Raw genomic sequence first — 18,283 nt, 5'->3', positions numbered from 1 at the left:
CGTTATTTTTGGAAATCTTGCCATGCAACTCACCGCTTTGACCGCCCTCTCCCCCGTCGATGGCCGCTACGCCGACAAGGCTGCCGCGCTCAGGGAACACTTCAGCGAATTCGGCCTGATCCGCGCCCGCGTGATCGTCGAGGTGCGCTGGCTGCAGCGCCTGGCCGAACACGAGGGCATCGCCGAGGTCAGCCCGCTCTCGAGTGAAGCCACCGCGTTTCTTGAAACGCTGATCCGCGAGTTCTCGGTGGCGGACGCCGAGCGGATCAAGGAGATCGAGCGCACCACCAACCACGACGTCAAGGCGGTCGAGTACTTCCTCAAGGAGAAGATCGAGGGCAACGCGGAGCTTCACGCGGTGACCGAGTTCATTCACTTCGCCTGCACCAGTGAAGACATCAACAACCTCTCCTACGGCGTCATGTTGGTCGACGGCCTGAACGCCATGCTGCCGACGCTGCACCAGGTGGCGGACGAGATCGCCAAACTCGCCATCGCCCACGCCGGCGAGCCGATGCTCTCGCGCACCCACGGCCAGACCGCAAGCCCGACGACCCTGGGCAAGGAGATGGCCAACGTGGCGTACCGCCTGAAGCGCCAGCTCAAGCAGATCGAGGCCGTCGAGGTGCTGGGCAAGATCAACGGCGCGGTAGGCAACTACAACGCGCACCTGACGACCTACCCGGAGATCGACTGGGAAGCCAACGCGCGCACGTTCGTCGAAGGGCTGGGGCTTCGCTTCAACCCCTACACCACCCAGATCGAGCCGCACGACTACATCGCCGAGCTGTTCGACGCGATCGCCCGCTTCAACACCATTTTGATCGACTTCGACCGTGACGTCTGGGGCTACATTTCGCTTGGCTACTTCAAGCAGCGCACCGTGGAAGGCGAAATCGGCTCCTCCACCATGCCGCACAAGGTCAACCCGATCGACTTCGAGAACTCCGAGGGCAACCTGGGCTTGGCCAACGCGGTGCTCAACCACCTGGCCCAGAAGCTTCCGATCTCGCGCTGGCAGCGTGATTTGACCGACTCCACGGTGCTTCGAAACCTCGGCGTGGGCCTGGCCTACGCGCTGATTGGCTACCACGCGAGCCTCAAGGGCATCGGCAAGCTCGAGGCCAACCCGACGCGCCTGGCCGAGGATCTGGACAACAGCTGGGAAGTGCTCGCCGAGCCGATCCAGACCGTCATGCGCCGCTACGGAATCGAAAAGCCCTACGAAAAGCTCAAGGAGCTGACCCGCGGCAAGCGTATCGATCAGGCAGGCTTTGCCGCGTTCATCGACACGCTGGAACTACCCGCCGAGGTCAAACAGGAGCTGAAGGCGCTGTCGCCGGCAAGCTACATCGGCAACGCCCGTGCCCAGGCGCAAGCGCTGCCCGAGCGCCTGGATGCGCTGTAAGGCGCGCCGCTCAACCACCCGTTCACCAAGGATATCGCCATGAGCCACCGCAACGAGCCGCTGACCCTGCTGGGCGATCTGACGCCCGACGAGTTTTTGAAAAACTACTGGCAGCAGAAGCCGCTGCTGATTCGTGGTGCGATCCCGGATTTCGTCAGCCCGCTGGATCCGGACGAGCTGGCAGGCCTTGCCTGCGAGCCGGGCGTCGAGGCGCGGCTGGTCGAGGAGAACGGCCCCGACGGGCCCTGGCAGGTGAGCGCCGGGCCCTTCGATGACGCCACCTTCGAGCGCCTGCCGGCAAGCCACTGGAGCCTGCTGGTTCAGGCGGTGGATCACTACGTACCCGGCGTTGCCGCGCTGATGAAGGAGTTCGACTTTCTGCCCGGCTGGCGTCTGGACGACATCATGGTGAGCTACGCCCCGCCCGGCGGAAGCGTCGGTCCCCACGTCGACCAGTACGACGTGTTCCTGCTCCAGGGGCGCGGCCAGCGCCGCTGGCAGCTGGGTGGGCCGCAGGCGGACGACGCGCCGATCATCCAGGGCATCGATCTCAAGATTCTCGAGACCTTCGACATCGAGCCGGACTCCGACTGGACGCTGAACCCGGGCGACATGCTCTACCTGCCGCCGGGCTGGGCGCACCACGGCGTAAGCCAGACCGACAACTGCATGACGTATTCGGTCGGCTTTCGCGCGCTCTCTGCGGACGAGGCGATCACCTCTTTCGCCGACTATCTGGGCGAGCAGCTGCCCGGCTCGAAACGCTACAGCGACGCCGGCATGGCGCCTGTGGAGCATACCGGCGAACTCGACGACGCCGCCATCGAGCGGATGCGCCACTTCATCCTCTCGACGCTGGACCAGCCCAAAGAGCTCGCCCAGTGGTTCGGCCGGGCGATGACTCAACCAAAGTATATGGACCAGGTCATGCCGCTGGAGGAGCCGCTTGACGAAGAAGACCTTGTCGCGCAACTACACGCCGGCGAGCCGCTTTTCCACATGCCCGGCTCGCGCATCGCCTGGCGCACCGAGGCCGGGGTGACCACGCTATTCGCCGACGGCGACGGCCTGCCCTGTACCGAGCCCTTGGCGCGGCGCATCGCGGACCCGGCCCCGCTGTACGCCGATGTTCTCGAGCTCGACGGCGCCGCGGCGGTGCTCACCTACCTGGTCAACGCGGGTAGCCTTGCCTTCATGGATGACGACGACGAGTAGCGTCGATTTCAAAACCGTCACGCTCAAAGCGCCGCCTCCCAGCGGCGCTTTTTTTATGGTTGGTGAAAAAAAACGACCCAGTCGCGCCGTTCGCGTAATGCCGTGTCGTTTAACTACGACGACGTCTGCCCCGAAGTGTCAATTGCTGCGCTGCACCACCTTGTCGATAGTAAAGACACACCCGCCCCGACTGGCGCGGGAAACGCGGCCCAGGGGCCGACTGCGAACATGACCGGAGAGTGCGACATGACAGGACTTCTCGACGACATCAAGGCAATGGCTCAACTCAAGGAAGCCCAGGGCGGCAAGTGGAACGCCATCAAGCCCGAGTACGCCGCGCGAATGCGTGCCCAGAACCGCTTTCATACAGGGCTCGACATCGCCCGCTACACCGCGTCCATCATGCGCGCCGACATGGCGGCGTTCGATCAGGACCACGCCCAGTACACCCAATCGCTGGGCTGCTGGCACGGCTTCATCGGCCAGCAGAAGATGATCGCGATCAAGAAGCACTTCGGCTCCACCAAACGCCGCTATCTGTACCTGTCCGGCTGGATGGTCGCTGCGCTGCGCTCCGAGTTTGGGCCGCTGCCGGATCAGTCGATGCACGAAAAGACCTCCGTGGCCGCGCTGATCGAGGAGCTCTACACCTTTTTGAAGCAGGCCGACGCCTGGGAGCTCAACCACCTGTTTCGCCGGCTCGACGACGCCAAAGCGGCCGATGATCGCGGTCAAATCGAAACGCTGACCCGCCAGATCGACGAGCACGAAACCCACATCGTGCCGATCATCGCCGATATCGATGCCGGCTTTGGCAACGCCGAGGCCACCTACCTGCTGGCGAAGAAGTTCATCCTCGCTGGCGCCTGCTGTATCCAGCTGGAAAACCAGGTCTCCGACGAGAAGCAGTGTGGCCATCAGGATGGCAAGGTCACCGTGCCCCACGAGGATTTCCTCGCCAAGATCAACGCCGTTCGCTACGCGTTTTTGGAACTTGGGGTGGACGATGGCGTGATCGTTGCCCGCACCGACTCGCTCGGCGCAGGCCTGACGCAAAAGATCGCCGTGACCCACGCACCCAATGATCTGGGCGATCGGTACAACGCCTTTCTCGACGGCGAGGAGATCGCGAGCGCCGAGGAGATCCAGAACGGCGACGTGGTCATCAAACAAAACGGCAAGCTGGTCAAACCCAAGCGCCTGGCCTCAGGGCTTTACCAGTTCAAGCCCGGCAGCGGCGAGGATCGCGTGGTGCTCGACTGCATCACCAGCCTGCAAAACGGCGCCGATCTTCTGTGGATCGAAACCGAGAAGCCCCACGTTGGCCAGATCGCAGCCATGGTCGACCGTATCCGCGAGGTGGTGCCGGACGCCAAGCTCGTCTACAACAACTCGCCGTCGTTCAACTGGACGCTCAACTTCCGCCAGCAGGTGTTCGACGCCTGGCAGAAAGAGGGCAAGGACGTATCGGCCTATGAGCGCGACAAGCTGATGAGCGCCGAGTATGACGCCACCGAGCTTGGCAGGCTTGCCGACGACTGGACCCGCGACTTCCAGCGCAGTGCCGCGAAGGACGCCCACGTGTTCCACCACCTGATCACCCTGCCCACCTACCACACGGCGGCGCTCTCCACCGACAATCTGGCGAAGGGCTACTTCGGCGAGGAAGGCATGCTCGCCTACGTGGCCGGCGTCCAGCGCCAGGAGATTCGCCAGGGGATCGCCACGGTCAAGCATCAGGACATGGCCGGCTCGAACATCGGCGACGACCACAAGGAGTTCTTCCACGGTGACGCGGCGCTCAAGGCCGGAGGCAAGGACAACACCATGAATCAGTTCTAAGGCGCTTACCCAGCGGCGCGCTCGCCCCCACCCACGGCGCGCCGCTTTCGTTCAAGCCCCTTGTACAGCTCTTGCACAAAACGCCGGCGTTAACTAAAGTCTCAACGCGTCGCCGCGCTCGAAGCGTCGTGTCGAACGTATGAGGTTCGCCGCCCGCGTGCACGGCCTCTGCACACTGTTTGCTCGATTTGCCCACTCAAGCGCCAAATGTGACCTTTTTAAAGTTCAGTGACCTTTTTGACCCTTGGGTAGTCAAAGCGTGTAACTTTGGTTATTTTTAACGAACAGCGTTTGATAACCGTGACACTCAAAGCAGCCGCTCGCGCTGAGAGAACTGGAGGTTTTACATGAAACGACTTTTACCCGTTGCCGCCCTGAGTCTTTTGACCCTGGCCGGCTGTGCGAACACCGCCCCCTACTCCGGCGACGTCTACCGCGGTAACCAGGCCCAGACCGGCCAGAGCGTGAGCTACGGCACCATCGTCGCCATTCGCCCGGTTCAGATTCAGGCCGACAGCCGTGCGGGAGGCCTTCTGGGCACCGGTGGCGGCGCCATCATCGGTGGCCTTCTGGGAAGCCAGGTCGGTGGCGGCAGCGGCCGTCAATTGGCGACCGTCGCGGGTGCGCTGGGGGGTTCCGTGGCCGGCAGCTCCATCGAGGATCGCGCCAACCGCGTCAGGGCACTGGAAATGGAAATTCGCCGCGATGATGGCAGCGATGTCGTGGTAGTTCAGCGCGCCGACCGCCAATTCCAGGCCGGCCAGCGAGTGCGCCTGATCGGTAGCGGTGGCAATCTGAGCGTGGCGCCCTACTAAGCGCTTCTCCAGCGTATGTACTGAACAGCAAAAGCCCGGCCAATGGCCGGGCTTTTAGCATGGGCGCTTTAATCCTGCGCCGGAATCGATGTGACGTGCCGAGATTAGTGCGACAGACCGCTCGCCCAGTTGGCGAGCTTCACCACGGCCAAACCGATCAGCGCGAGCAAGATGGCGACCAGCAGAATCTCGACCGGGTTGATCAGCGCGGTCGCACCCAGCACGGCCAGCGCGATGATCCAGACGTAGCGGCTCTCGCCACGGCTTTTCAAGGCGGCAGGCAGTACCTTATCCAGCCCTTCGCTGACGCCGTTGTCCCACCCCTTGTAGGCGAAATAGGCAATCAGAACAAAAGCAATAACCCATAAAATCATGACGGTGGTCATAAAAGCTCCCGGAAAAACGGTTTGAAGAAGCGCGAAAAAGTGAGGCTTAGAGTATCGCCGGGCTGTTTGACACGCAATACCGATCATTGTTCGAGAGGTCGAAAAACCGCTTCGCGCCCCCTGACAAGCGGGCTCACACACGTTACCATTACGGTACATGCACTCACCGAAAGGTTATTCAATGCAAATTGCGCAGAACTCGGTTGTCGCGTTCCACTACACCCTGACCAACGATGCAGGTGAAGTGCTAGACAGTTCTGAAGGCCGCGAGCCGCTGACCTATCTGCACGGCGCTGGCAACATCATTCCGGGCCTCGAAAAAGAGCTCGAAGGTCGTAATGAAGGCGAGAAGCTGAACGTCAAGGTAACTCCGGAAGAAGGTTATGGCGAAGTTCAAGAGCAGCTGATGCAGGAAGTGCCGCGTGATGCCTTCCAGGGCGTCGAAAGCGTCGAGCCGGGCATGCAGTTCCAGGCCCAGACCGAAGGCGGCCCGCTGATGGTCACCGTCAAGCAGGTCGAGGGTGACACGGTCGTTGTCGACGGCAACCACCCGCTGGCCGGCCAGCACCTGAACTTCGACGTTGAAATCGCCAACGTCCGCGAAGCAAGCCAGGAAGAAGTCGAGCACGGTCATGTACACGGCGAAGGCGGCGTCGAGCACTAAGCTCTTCCCACCTGACTCGACAGTGTAAAGGGCGGCCCTCGGGCCGCCCTTTTTGCGTCTACTCAAAGCTACTTGCTCAGACTTCCGGAATCAGCACCAGCTGGCCGTGGCGCACACTGCGCGACGAGGTCACTTCGTCGGAAAACTGCTGCAGCGCCTGGCCGCTGCCTTTCAAGAGCGCCACTTCCAGGCAGCTGTCGGCATTGATATGCACGTGAAGCGTCGAGAGCGTCAGATCATGATGGTCGTGGGAGTGGCGCGTCAGGCGCTTAGAAAGCTCGCGAGCGCCGTGATCATAGACATAGACGAGCGCGCCCATATAGGTCGCCTCCGGCGTCGCCTCGGCCTTGAGCCGGTTGAGCCCGCTTCGCGCTAGATCGCGAATCGCCTCGGAGCGGTTCTGGTAGCCCCGTGCATGCATGAGCGCATCCACGTCCCTGACCAGGTCGTCGTCCAGAGTGAGCGTTACTCGCTGCATACAGGTCTCTCTATCGCTGGTTTTCGCGTCGCTCGAACCGGTAAAGGCCAAGCGCAATGAAAAAGGTAACGCCCAGCAGCAGCCAGGAGCCAACCGCCACGCCCGACCACTGCGCCCAGCGCCAAAACGGCTCGAGCCAGAACCCGCCGACGCTCGCCCCCAGGTAGTAAAACACCAGATAGAGCGCCGAGGCGCTGCCGCGCGCGCCCTGAGCGTAGCGCCCTACCCAGCCCGAGGCCAGCGAGTGGCAAAGAAAAAAGCCAAAGGCGTTGATCAATAGCCCCAGCATCACTAGCCACAGCGGCGATAAGAGCGTCACTCCGGTGCCCAGCATCAAAATGAGAATACCCGCGCCCATGCAACGTGCCGGCGAAAAGCGCTGCGCCAGCCGCCCCGATACCGTCGAGCCGAAGGTGCCGCCGAGATAGGTCAGAAAGATCAGCCCCAGGGCGCCGGCGGCGAGCTGATAAGGTGGCGCCGCCAAGCGAAAGGTGATGTAGCTGTACTGGTTGATGAATATAAGAAAGTTGAGCCCTCCCAGCACGTAGGCGGCCAGCAGCACCGGCGTGCGAAGATGGCCGGCCAAATCCCGCAGCGCCTGGCGAAGCTCGAAGGGCTTGGGCACGAATGCCTTGCTATTGGGTAACAGCCGCCAAAAAAGCAGACAGCCCAGTAGCGTCATCGTCCCGACCGTCAAAAACGCCGCGGCCTCGCCGCCAAGCGTCGCGGCGAAGCCGCCGACCACGCGCCCGCTGATGCCGCCCAAGGAGTTGGCGCCGATATAGAGCCCCACGGCGCTCAAAAGCGCCGGCTTGTCGAACTCGTCACCCATCCAGGCGATGGCCACCGCCGGCAGCCCGCCGAGCACGAAGCCTTGAATGAGCCTTAGTAGCAGTAGCGTCTCGAAATTGGGCGCCGCGGCCAGCAGCAGCGACAGCGCGCCGGCGGCTACCAGCGTCACGCGCATGATCGTCTCGCGGCCGATCGCGTCCGACAGCGGCCCAAAAATCAAGAGCGCAAACGCCAACGACAGAGTCGCGGCGGACATCAGAAGGCTTACGCCGAGGGTGGAGACCTCAAACGTCGTCTTGAGCGCCGGCAGCAGCGGCTGGGGCACGTAAAGATTGATGAAGACGAGAAAGGAGCCCAGGCAGAGCGCCGCCGTGGCGCGCCACCAGGCACGGGTTTTAGCCTCGATCATGGCACGTCCATCGACGAAAACGCCCGGCCGCTGGCCACCGCTTCATCCATCCCCGTAAGAATTAGAAACCGCCCAGGCTTGCCAGGTGCGTGGGCTCCAGCGCGCGGCGCGACTGCCAGTAGTAGCGCTGCCAGTAGCTGTTTTGCATGCTCGAAATGATCACGCCCTGGGAGGAGGAGGCGTGCATGAAGTAGCCGTCCCCCATGTAGATGCCGACGTGGTTGTAGGGGCCGGGGGGTCGGAAGAAGACCAGATCGCCCGCCTGAAGCTCCTGGCGGTCGATCAAGCGTCCCTCGTGGACCTGATCGGTGGTGGATCTTGGCAGATCCCGGTTGAACGCATCGCGGTAAATGTTTCGAACGAAGCCGGAGCAGTCCACCCCGCGCTGGGTGGTGCCGCCGATCCGGTAAGGGGTGCCGGACCATCGCTCGTGCTGGGCGAGCAGCGCGTTCTTGATCATCATTGGTGGAGGGGTCTGGACACTGCTTAGCGAGTTCAGGGGATTGTCGACGGACGACATTTGCGCGTTCTGGCCATTTTTAAGCCCGGGAAGCGACATGGCAAAGTAGTCGTCCGGGGGCTCTACACCGTGGCGGGATTGGGAACCGGCACACCCTGCTAACAAGGAAAAAATTACACAAGCGCCCACTACACGGGCAGCTGTCACAGACCAGTGTGGCAACGAAACCATGCAAACAACCCCTTGAATTAATGACCCGAAACCAAGCTTTTTTTCTAGCCAAGGACTATAAGCCAATTACAGGCCCTTTGGCGAGCCTCAATGTAATATCCGCTGGTCCCCCGGGAGCGTATCGATATGCAGCGGCGCAAAGTGGCGCGGGCGGGTGCCGGGAAAATCCAGGCTGGTCCAGGGGCCGGCAAGAATCGGCGCGCCGCTGAGCCAGGCGACCATGGCTTGGCGAAAGCCCGCCAGAAACTCCTCGCGCTCCGGGGTTTCGCCCATGAAAAAGGAGAAGCCAGCGTACATGCCCGCCGCGTACTCCTGCCAGCCCGCGTAGTGGGTATCGGCGAGCTGATAGGCGCGGTCCAGCGTGCGGTTGAAGGCGTCCCGGTCGAGCCACCCAAGCTGGCGCCCGGCGATCGCCAGATCCATGAGCTGGGCGATGTCCCAGGCGGCCATGTCGACATCGTTGCAGCCGTCCTCGTTGTCACGCACCCGGCGAAGGCGCAGAAGGTGGTGGCGCTCCTCCTCCACGCACTCGCCGGACTCCAGAATGGCGATCTCGCTTTCGAGCCGCTCCGGGTTCAGGGTATAGGGCGCGTAGTTGATCTGGTACTCCTGACGATCACCGGACTCGAGCATGAAGCCGAGAAAATCCTGCATGTCGGCAGCGCTCGACAGGTGGTAGTGGGTATCGACCCACTCGCGAATCGAGGCCTTTTCGCGCTCACTCTCGATCTGAGGCTCGCTCCACACGGCGCTATTGAGCGGGCCGACCAGCGCCATGGCGGTGAAGTGGGTAAGGCTTGGCCGCTCGCCGGGCTCGCGCCAGCTCCCCGGGTGCCAGTCCAGCCAGTAGAAAAGACTGCCCGGGTCGTCCAGATGCCAGGCGATCTCGCCGATCAGCGAGTCGTGCTCGGGCTCCGGCAAACACCCTTCCCAGGCGAACCAGGCTTCCAGCAGGTGTTTGGGCGAGGGATAAAAGCGGCACAGGCAGCTCTTGAGAGCGTCGGCGTACTCGGTCAGCGCCTTGCTTTCGAACAGGTGGCTATCAAAGGCCATGTAAAGATAGAAAGCGAACTTCTCGGCCATGTGAATGGTCGCGGCGTGGCGGCTGACGCCCTTGAGGCTTTGAAGCTGGCGGGCGTCGTCGACGCTCGGGCGGCCAAAGAGGGTTTGCGCCGGCGGCATGACGCCGTGCACGGCGTCGGCGGCGAGCTGGTTCAGGTGGTGCGCCTGGGCGGGCAGCCAGTAGCGCTCAAGCGCCCCGGCGCCCTCGTCGGCGTGCAGCGACAGCGCGTCCTGCAAATAGAGCGCGGCATCAGCGCGACGCTTCTCGCCCATGAAGGCACCCGGGTCGACCTGGCGCAGCAGCGCGTCGGGTTCGCGCACGCTCGCCAGCGCCAGCAGCCAGTGGTGGCCGCTGGCGCGAAAGCCCTTGATGCGCGTGCGCGAGGCGCTTTGGGTGGCACTATCCAGCAGCGCGTTGGGGGCGATGTCCCAAGGGCTGCAGGCCGCCTTCAGCAGCAGCGTAGCATGGGCCCCCGGGGTCATGTCGCGCCGATCGATGCCCTCGAACAGGCTCTGACCACGCCGATAAGCGGCCAGTAGCGCCGGCCAATCGCCATAGCGCTGGCCAATCAAATCGGCGCTGTGGGCGGCGATGTCGTCCGCCTCGGCCTGGCTCAACAGCCCGCTACAGGCCCCGGCCCAGGCGAGTTCGACGATGCGCAGCCAGTCCCAGCCAGCCCAGTCGAAGGGCTCGTTCTGGCTGACGAACTGCACCAGCACCGGCGCATAGGCGGAGTCGTCGTCGGCGCCGCGCTGCCACTCCAGGCGCTGTGCCTGGTCCATTTCGAGCAGCTCCCGGGCTTCGATATCCCAGCGCTGGCGATCGCCCTGGGCGCTGAGCCAGAGCACCACACCCAACAGTTGGTCGCGATCGTCGACCTGCCATACCCGCGAGAGCCACTGGCGCGCCTCGGGCCAGTCGCCTGGGGTGGCCGGGTAGCACATCACCGGATGAAACAGCGCGCCGAGCCGCCAGGGCCGAGTGCCCGGCGCTTGGGGCCAGAGTGCATTCGGGGCCGGCGCCTTTACAAGCGCCTGCTCGAACGCTTCCCAACTGACCGTGTCCGCCTCTTTTTCGCGTTGGGTCAGCGTTTGGCAGGCGTCCAGAAAACGCTCGTGGGCGCGCCTGGAGGCACGCTCGCCAAACGCCAGGCGCAAATCGCGAAGCCAGCTGCGCAGGTCGTGATACTCGCCGCCGATCCGGCGCATGACGTGGTGCGCCCAGGTACAGGCCTGCGCTTGTGTAATCCAGCCGGCGGCGCCAGCCAGCGCGCTGTACTCGAGTGCGCCCAGCAGATGGTATGCCGGGGCGCTCGTTGCCCCCAGCCCGTGAAAAAACGTCTCCACCAGCTCGCCGCGGTGGGAAATACCCAGTGCCTTGAGCCGTTTTTCGGCTTGTACGCTATCCAGCGCTAAAGGATGCGCGGTGGGCACCCCGTCGCACAGCAAAAGCTGTTGGGCCCACCAGGCGGTTAATGCATCGGACAAAAGACACCTCGAAAACGACACTCGGCAACGCGCCGGCACAAAGCGCCCTAGTGTAACGGAAACTGCAGTCCAGGCCGATAGCGCGCTTGAGGGTTTACACAAAAACACCGCCCCGGAGCAGGCTCCGGGGCGGTGTTTTTAAACGTCTGGAAACGTTTCGCCGGTTGGAACGGGCGCCGCTTTAGCGGCCCCCTTTATCCGGCCTTGTTCAGGCTTACGCCTTGCGTACCTTGCTGATGACCCACAAGAGCACGACAGCGCCTACGGTCGCGGTGACCAGCGAGCCGATGAAGCCACCGGCGGAAAGTCCCAGCAGGCTGAACAAAAAGCCGCCGATCACCGCCCCTATGATCCCCACGCCAATGTTCGCGATGATGCCAAAGCCGCCACCGCGCATGATGTTGCCGGCGATCCAGCCAGCCAGACCACCAATGATAAGCCACGCTAAAAAGCCCATAATACCTCCCTGGTTTTTCGATATAGGCGCCGGTTTTACCTACCGGGCGCGCTTGTCCTAACATAGCACACAGTCACCGCGATGCGCCTGGTTTATGTGCAAGGCGGCTTAGGCCGTGTGAAGGCTTTAAACCGACTGGCGTATCGGCCCACTACCCGCTCTGCACCACCACTATTCATTCTCCAGAGGAACGCCCATGATCCCCGATTCGCTGCAAACGCTCGTCGACGACGTCGACGGTCAGTCCAACGCCCGGTGGCAAGACCGCGAGGTCGTCGTCTTCAACATGGCGTGGGGGGAGATGGTCGTGAGCCTGCAAGGCGCCCAGGTGCTGCACTTCAAACCCAAAGGCGATAGCGCCGCCTGGCTTTGGGTCACACCGACGCCTGCAGCGCTTCCCGACACCATTCGCGGCGGTATTCCGCTGTGCTGGCCCTGGTTCGCCGATGAACGCTACGCCGACGAGTCACCCGAGCGCGACGGCCCTTTCCACGGTCTGGCCCGCCAAGCGCCGTGGCGCCTCGACGCAGTGGACGAACACGCCGAAGGCATCGAGGTGCACCTCTCTCCGCTTGATCGCCTTCACAGCCTGCTCACCGCGCGGGTCGTCATTCAGGCCAACACCCAGCGTCTGAACGTCGAGCTGATCAGCGAGAACATCGGCGAGACGCCGGTGAAGATGAGCGGCGCGCTGCATACATATCTCGGCGTGGCGCACACCCACCAGTGCCGCCTGGAAGGCCTGGCCGGGGCGCGCTACCTGGACAAGCTCAAGGACTTCGCCGAGGCCGAGCAGCAGGGCGTGCTCGCCGTACACGGCCCGGTCGATCGCATTTATCACACCAACGAAGCGGTTGCGCTGAGTGACGGTGAGCGCACCCTGCGCGTAGCGAAGCAGTCGAGCGATTCAACCGTCGTGTGGCACCCGGGCGATGCCCTGCCCGCGGACACGCCGCAGGAGGCCGGCTTTCGCTTTGTCTGCGTGGAAGCTGCCAACACCCGCCTCGACCCGGTGTGGCTGGTGCCCGGCGCGCAGCACCTGTTAGGCACGACACTGAGTCTGGACTAACCCTCGCCGTTAATCGCCGGTTAATCAGCGCTTTGCTAAGCTTGAAAGCATCACCTGTCGATCATTCACCGCAAGGAACCACTCGCATGCCCCAGCCGTTAAGTCGGGAGCTCAACAACCTGTTGGAGCGCGGCCGTGACCGCCAGCTAAGACTTGCCGTCACGGGGCTCTCTCAGGCCGGCAAAACGGCGTTTTTGACCTCGCTGGTCAACCAGCTTCGTCACGCGGGTCTCGAGGCGAAACTCGATCTGCTGCCCGCCGCCCGGGAAGGGCGACTTTTGGGCGCCAAGCGGCTCAACCAGCCAGACCTGGGCGTGCCGCGCTTTCCTTATGACCCTGGCATGGCCGCGCTCGACGACACGCCGCCGCGCTGGCCGGCGCCGACCCGAGGTATCAGCGAACTGCGCTTGGAGCTTCGCTTCAAGCCGGCGCAAAACGGCTGGTTCACGCCGGAGACCGCTAAGCTGACGCTGGATCTGTTCGACTATCCCGGTGAGTGGCTTCTGGATCTGCCGCTTCTGCAGCACGATTTCTACAGCTGGTGCCAGGCCCAGGCGCAGCACCAGGGCCCGCACCGCCGGGCGCTATTCAATGAGTGGTACGCCTCGATAGAGGCGCTCGACCCGGCCAAACCGGTCGACGAAACCACGCTTGCCAGCATCTCCAAGCAGTACGCCGACGGGCTCAAGCGCGCCAAGCAGGCAGGCTTTTCGGATCTCCAGCCGGGCCGCTTTCTGCTGCCCGGCGAGCTCGAGGACGCACCGGTATTACAGTTTTTCCCGCTGCCGGATTTGACTCAGCCCCAGGAGACCCTGGACACGCTGCCCGATGAAAGCCTCTACGCCACGCTCAAGGCGCGCTTTCGCTACTACCAGCAGCAGGTGGTACGCCCCTTCTACCGCGACCATTTTCGCCGTTTTGACCGCCAGATCGTGCTGGTCGACGTGCTGGGCGCGCTCAACGCCGGGCCCGAGCGCTTCGAGGATTTATCGAACGCCCTTGGCCAGCTGATGCAGAGCTTCAACTACGGCAAGCGCAGCCTTCTCACGCGGATGTTCGCCCCGAAAATCGACCGGCTCGCGATCGCCGCGACCAAGGCGGACCACGTCACGCCCGATCAGCACGCAAACGTAGTCACGCTTCTCGAGAGCCTTCTGGCCGAGCCGCTGAAGGATCTGCGCTACGCCAACGTGCCGGTCAAGGCGTTTTCACTGGCCGCCATTCGCGCGACCCAATCCCGTGAAGTGCAGGAGAACGGCAAGCGCACCCCGGCGCTTAGAGGCACGACCCTCGAGGGTGAGGACGTGCTGCTCTACCCGGGTGACGTGCCGAGCCGGCTGCCCACCGCCGAGTTCTGGCAGCGCCAAGGCTTCGACTACCCGAGCTTTCGCCCGATGAGCCGCAACACCGATGCGCTCGATCACATCCGCATGGACGCCGCCCTCGACTGGCTGATTGGAGACAAGCTGCAATGACCACCCCCAACCCGCGCCGCCAGTTCAGCCTCGACGACACGCCGCTGGATGATGAGCCGCTGCGCACCCACGAGCGCTTCGACCCGCTGCGCGAGGACCACCCGTTGACCGAGCCCGAGGCCCGCGCCCTGCCCGAGGCTAACCTCGGCGCGCCGCGCAAGCGCCGTTGGGGGTTGATGTTCGCGCTGATCGGTGCAGGCGGGCTGGGGGCCGCCGAGTTCGCCACCGGCATTCCCGACGCCATCGAGGGCTCGGCCTGGCTAAGCGTGGCCTGGCAGGCGTTTGGTTTGGGGCTGATCACGCTGGGCGGCGCGTCGCTGGTCAAGGAGCTTGGACGGCTCAAGCGCCTCAAGCGCCACGACCACCTGCGCGAGGAGCTGGCCACGCTCCCCCACTGCTCTTTCGAGCAGTCGAAGGCGCTTGCCGAGAAGCTGAAAGTCCAGCTCAAGCTCAGTGACGACGACCCGCACTGGCAGGCATTCACGCGCGCCTGCCAGCCGCACCACAGCGGCGCGGAGGTACAAACACTGCTTTGCTATCACCTGCTCGCGCCCCGGGATCGCCGCGCGCAGCAGCTGATCACGCGCATGTCCGGTGAGACGGCGCTGATGGTGGCGATCAGCCCGCTGACGCTGGTGGACATGGCGCTGGTCGCTTGGCGAAGCCTCGCCATGGTCGACCGGCTCTGCCGGCTTTACGGGCTGGAGCTTGGCTACGCCAGTCGCCTGCGCCTGTTTCGCAACGTCCTGCACAACATGGCCTTCGCCGGCGCCACCGAGCTTGCCTCCGATGTCAGCATGGACATGCTCTCGCTCGACTTGACCGCCAGGCTATCAACGCGCGCCGGTCAGGGCTTGGCCACCGGGCTCTTGAGCGCCCGCCTGGGGCTTCGCGCCCAGCGCCTGTGCCGGCCGCTGGCGTTCAGCGCCGAAGAGCAGCCCCAGCTCTCCGATCTGCGCCAGTCGCTTTGGCGCCAACTCAAACGGGCCGACAAGGAGCCCGCCCCGCGCGCTGACCGCTGACCGCTGACCGCTTGGCAAGGACGACCGCGTCAGGCGATGCGCTGTTCGCTGTCGGCGTCGAACATGACCGCCCGGCTCATGTCGACTCGAAGCGCCAGCCGATCCCCCGGGGCAACCTTGCACTTGGGGCCGACTCGGGCGGTGACTTCCTCTTCGCCCAGCGGCAGGCGCAGCAGAATGTCCGCCCCGGTCGGCTCGACCACGCTGACCGTCGCCGCCATTGGCGTGCCCTCTGCCTGGGCGCCGAGGCGCGCGTCCTCCTCGCTGAAATGCTCCGGGCGCAGGCCGAGAATCACCGTTTTACCGATCCGCTCGGCAAGCGCTTCGGTTGTCCGCGCCGCGGGCCAGGGGAGCGTCAGGCGCTCCTCGCTCGGGGTCTCGATACGCAGTTGAATTCCGCCATCTTGTTGCTCGAGCGTGGCGCTAATGAAGTTCATCGAGGGTGAGCCCATAAAGCCCGCCACGAACATGTCCACCGGGTCGTTATAGACCTCGTCAGGCGAGCCCAGCTGCAGGATGTGCCCGTCACGCATCACCGCGATCTTGTCCGCCAGCGTCATCGCCTCGACCTGGTCGTGGGTGACGTAAACGATGGTGGTGCCCAGGCGCTGGTGGAGCTTCTTGATCTCGGTGCGCATATCCACGCGCAGCTTGGCGTCCAGGTTCGACAGCGGCTCGTCGAACAGATATACCTTCGGCTCACGCGCCAGCGCCCGCCCCATCGCCACCCGCTGGCGCTGCCCGCCGGAGAGTTGGGCGGGCTTGCGCTCCAGAAGGTGCGAGATCTGCAGAAGATCGGCCACCCGCTCCACCGCCTGGGTGCGCTCGGCCTTCGGCACCTTGCGCATCTCAAGACCGAAGCTGATGTTCTGGCGCACCGTCATGCTCGGGTAGAGCGCGTAGGACTGGAACACCATGGCGATATCCCGCTCGGCGGGGGTGCGCCCGGTCACGTCCTCGCCGTCGATGCGGATGTGCCCGCTGGTCACCGGCTCGAGCCCGGCAATGGCGTTCATGAGCGTTGACTTGCCACAGCCGGACGGCCCCACCAGTATCAGAAACTGTCCCGACTCGATGGAAAGGCTCACGTCCTTGAGCACCCGCTCGCGGCCGAACTCCTTGCGTATTTGGTCGATTTCAAGCGCTGCCATAAATACGTTCCCGTGATTATTGTTGAAGATTGGCCGTTAGCCCTTGACCGAACCGGCGGTCAATCCGCGCACGAAGTACTTGCCCGCCAGCACGTAGACCACCAGCGTCGGCAGTGCGGCAATCATCGCCGCCGCCATATTGACGTTGTACTCGGTAACCCCGGTCGAGGTGTTCACCAGGTTGTTGAGCGCGACCGTCACCGGCTGGGTGTCGTGGCCCGAAAACGCCACGCCGAACAGAAAGTCGTTCCAGATCTGGGTGAACTGCCAGATGATCGATACCACGATGATCGGCGCCGACACCGGCAGCAGAATGCGCCAGAAGATGCGAAAGAACCCGGCACCGTCGAGCTTCGCCGCCGACACCAGCTCATCGGGAATGCCGACGTAGAAGTTGCGGAAAAAAAGCGTCGTGAAGGCGATGCCGAACACCACGTGCACCAGCACCAGCCCCGCCCGGGAGCTTGAAAGCCCCAGCCAGCCAAGCGTCTGCGCCATGGGAAGCAGCACCACCTGAAACGGAATGAAGCAGCCAAAGAGCATCAGGGCGAACACGACCTCCGCGCCCTTGAAGCGCCACTTGGTCAAGGCGTAGCCGTTGAGCGCGCCGAGTGTGGTCGAGATCAGCACCGCGGGAATCACGATGGCAAACGAGTTCCAGAAGTAGCCCCCCACTCCCTCGCAGCGCATGCCGGTACACGCCTCACCCCAGGCTTTGGTCCAGGGGGCGAGCGTTGGGTTTTGCGGAAGCGCCAAAAGCGAGCCGGCGGTGATCTCGTCCAGCGGCTTGATTGAAGTGATCAGCATGATCAGAAGCGGCAGCGCGTAGAAAAGTGCGGCCAGAATCAAAACGGCGTAAAGCGCGCTGCGCGAAAGGCGCGCGCCGATGGTTTGGCGGCGAATGGCATCACCCATGGCGGCGGCTCCTCAGTTCCGAATAGAGATAGGGAATCAGAATCGCCAGCACCCCGCCCAGCATTAGCATGGCGCTGGCGGAGCCCAGCCCGATCTGGGCGCGGTTGAAGGCGTGGGTGTACATGAAGGTTGCGGGCAGATCCGAGGCGTAGCCCGGGCCACCTCCGGTCAACGCCACCACCAGATCGAAGCTCTTGATCGCGATATGGGCCAGAATCATCACCGCGCTGAACACCACTGGGCGCAGACACGGCATCACCACCCGCCAGTAAATGCGCGGAAGGCTCGCCCCGTCGAGCTGGGCGGCCTTGACGATGCTGTCGTCGATGCCTCGAAGCCCGGCCAGAAACAGCGCCATTACGAAGCCCGAGGCCTGCCATACCGCGGCGATCACCAGCGTATAGATCGCCATGTTCGGATCGACGATCCAATCAAAGCGAAACGACTCGAAGCCCCAGCCCTGCACCATTGCCTCGATGCCGAGCTGCGGGTTCAAAAGCCACTTCCACACCACCCCGGTGACGATGAACGACAGCGCCATCGGGTAGAGATAGACGGTGCGTAGCGCCCCCTCCTGACGGATTTTCTGGTCGAGCAAAATGGCCAGCAACGCACCAATCACCAGGCACACCGCGACGAACAGCGCGCCAAAGATCATCAGGTTGGTGGAGGCGACCCACCAGCGGTCGTTGGCCATCAGCCGCGCGTACTGCCCGAAGCCGACGAAGTCGTAGCTTGGCAGCATGCGCGAGCTGGTCAGCGACAGCACGAACGTCCAGAGCATGAAGCCGTAGACGAAGAACAGAATCACGGCCGCCGAAGGCGCCAGCACCAGCCGCGGCAGCCACGCCTGCAGTCGGCCGGACGCCGTCGGCCGCCGGGCCTTCGGTGAAATCGAGTGTGTCATGGGGAAATCTCGCCGGTCAGCAAGGCGCGCCGCCGGG

The 18,283-nt window shown here is 63.7% G+C and carries 17 protein-coding genes; 8 read left to right on the top strand and 9 right to left on the bottom strand.

Going from position 1 to position 18,283, the window contains the following annotated elements:
• Positions 1 to 22: 22 nt before the first annotated feature.
• The 4 genes from purB (at position 23) to OCT39_RS05185 (ending at position 5,280) form a co-directional block, all read left to right on the top strand.
• Positions 23 to 1,408: an adenylosuccinate lyase gene (gene purB, locus OCT39_RS05200; RefSeq protein ID WP_263586628.1), complete on the top strand. Its 1,386-nt coding sequence runs from the start codon at positions 23 to 25 to the stop codon at positions 1,406 to 1,408.
• A 39-nt stretch (positions 1,409 to 1,447) separates the two neighbouring features.
• The gene (locus OCT39_RS05195; RefSeq protein ID WP_263586627.1) at positions 1,448 to 2,623 is read left to right on the top strand and encodes a cupin domain-containing protein; all 1,176 of its coding nucleotides are present in this window, start codon (positions 1,448 to 1,450) and stop codon (positions 2,621 to 2,623) included.
• A 246-nt stretch (positions 2,624 to 2,869) separates the two neighbouring features.
• A complete protein-coding gene (locus OCT39_RS05190; protein WP_263586626.1) occupies positions 2,870 to 4,465 on the top strand; it encodes an isocitrate lyase in 1,596 nt (531 codons plus the stop codon).
• 347 nt (positions 4,466 to 4,812) lie between these two features.
• Complete coding sequence (locus tag OCT39_RS05185; RefSeq protein ID WP_263586625.1) at positions 4,813 to 5,280, top strand: glycine zipper 2TM domain-containing protein; 468 nt, start codon at positions 4,813 to 4,815, stop codon at positions 5,278 to 5,280.
• A gap of 104 nt (positions 5,281 to 5,384) precedes the next feature.
• Here the strand turns inward: OCT39_RS05185 and OCT39_RS05180 are convergent, their stop codons facing one another.
• A complete protein-coding gene (locus OCT39_RS05180; protein ID WP_263586624.1) occupies positions 5,385 to 5,666 on the bottom strand; it encodes a hypothetical protein in 282 nt (93 codons plus the stop codon).
• 181 nt (positions 5,667 to 5,847) lie between these two features.
• Here OCT39_RS05180 and OCT39_RS05175 point away from each other — a divergent pair, with 181 nt between their 5' ends.
• Positions 5,848 to 6,330, top strand: coding sequence for an FKBP-type peptidyl-prolyl cis-trans isomerase (locus tag OCT39_RS05175; protein ID WP_252106700.1), 483 nt, complete (start codon positions 5,848 to 5,850; stop codon positions 6,328 to 6,330).
• A 76-nt stretch (positions 6,331 to 6,406) separates the two neighbouring features.
• On the opposite strand, the gene nikR is transcribed toward OCT39_RS05175, so the two are convergent.
• The 5 genes from nikR to OCT39_RS05150 all read right to left on the bottom strand — a co-directional run bounded on the left by nikR (position 6,407) and on the right by OCT39_RS05150 (position 11,707).
• Positions 6,407 to 6,808: a nickel-responsive transcriptional regulator NikR gene (gene nikR / locus OCT39_RS05170; protein WP_263586623.1), complete on the bottom strand. Its 402-nt coding sequence runs from the start codon at positions 6,806 to 6,808 to the stop codon at positions 6,407 to 6,409.
• Positions 6,809 to 6,818: 10 nt separating this feature from the next.
• Entirely contained in the window at positions 6,819 to 8,009 is a 1,191-nt protein-coding gene (locus tag OCT39_RS05165; protein ID WP_263586622.1) for an MFS transporter, read from the bottom strand.
• Positions 8,010 to 8,070: 61 nt separating this feature from the next.
• A complete protein-coding gene (locus OCT39_RS05160) occupies positions 8,071 to 8,700 on the bottom strand; it encodes a C40 family peptidase (RefSeq protein ID WP_263586621.1) in 630 nt (209 codons plus the stop codon).
• Between the two features lie 87 nt (positions 8,701 to 8,787).
• On the bottom strand, positions 8,788 to 11,250 hold the full coding sequence (locus tag OCT39_RS05155) for a YbeU/YbeR family protein (protein ID WP_263586620.1): 2,463 nt from the start codon (positions 11,248 to 11,250) through the stop codon (positions 8,788 to 8,790).
• Positions 11,251 to 11,464: 214 nt separating this feature from the next.
• A complete protein-coding gene (locus OCT39_RS05150; RefSeq protein ID WP_263586619.1) occupies positions 11,465 to 11,707 on the bottom strand; it encodes a GlsB/YeaQ/YmgE family stress response membrane protein in 243 nt (80 codons plus the stop codon).
• Positions 11,708 to 11,903: 196 nt separating this feature from the next.
• Between OCT39_RS05150 and OCT39_RS05145 the strand changes: the two genes are divergently transcribed.
• From OCT39_RS05145 to OCT39_RS05135, 3 genes are all read left to right on the top strand, one after another.
• Positions 11,904 to 12,776, top strand: a complete 873-nt coding sequence (locus OCT39_RS05145; protein ID WP_263586618.1) for a D-hexose-6-phosphate mutarotase — start codon at positions 11,904 to 11,906, stop codon at positions 12,774 to 12,776.
• Between the two features lie 86 nt (positions 12,777 to 12,862).
• Positions 12,863 to 14,251: a YcjX family protein gene (locus OCT39_RS05140; RefSeq protein ID WP_263586617.1), complete on the top strand. Its 1,389-nt coding sequence runs from the start codon at positions 12,863 to 12,865 to the stop codon at positions 14,249 to 14,251.
• Positions 14,248 to 15,273: a YcjF family protein gene (locus tag OCT39_RS05135; protein WP_263586616.1), complete on the top strand. Its 1,026-nt coding sequence runs from the start codon at positions 14,248 to 14,250 to the stop codon at positions 15,271 to 15,273. The genes OCT39_RS05140 and OCT39_RS05135 overlap by 4 nt, the downstream gene beginning before the upstream one ends.
• A gap of 29 nt (positions 15,274 to 15,302) precedes the next feature.
• Here OCT39_RS05135 and OCT39_RS05130 read toward each other — a convergent pair whose 3' ends face one another.
• From OCT39_RS05130 to OCT39_RS05120, 3 genes are read right to left on the bottom strand one after another with little or no spacing between them, the layout of a single operon-like run.
• Positions 15,303 to 16,424 (bottom strand): ABC transporter ATP-binding protein, encoded by a 1,122-nt coding sequence (locus OCT39_RS05130; protein WP_263586615.1) that lies wholly within the window; start codon positions 16,422 to 16,424, stop codon positions 15,303 to 15,305.
• A gap of 36 nt (positions 16,425 to 16,460) precedes the next feature.
• Positions 16,461 to 17,339, bottom strand: a complete 879-nt coding sequence (locus OCT39_RS05125) for a carbohydrate ABC transporter permease (protein ID WP_263586614.1) — start codon at positions 17,337 to 17,339, stop codon at positions 16,461 to 16,463.
• Positions 17,332 to 18,246: a carbohydrate ABC transporter permease gene (locus OCT39_RS05120; protein WP_263586613.1), complete on the bottom strand. Its 915-nt coding sequence runs from the start codon at positions 18,244 to 18,246 to the stop codon at positions 17,332 to 17,334. The genes OCT39_RS05125 and OCT39_RS05120 overlap by 8 nt, the downstream gene beginning before the upstream one ends.
• Positions 18,247 to 18,283: the final 37 nt, after the last annotated feature.

The organism is Halomonas sp. GD1P12 (genome assembly GCF_025725645.1).
GTDB lineage: Bacteria > Pseudomonadota > Gammaproteobacteria > Pseudomonadales > Halomonadaceae > Vreelandella.
This window is presented reverse-complemented; position numbering and strand designations above follow the sequence as displayed.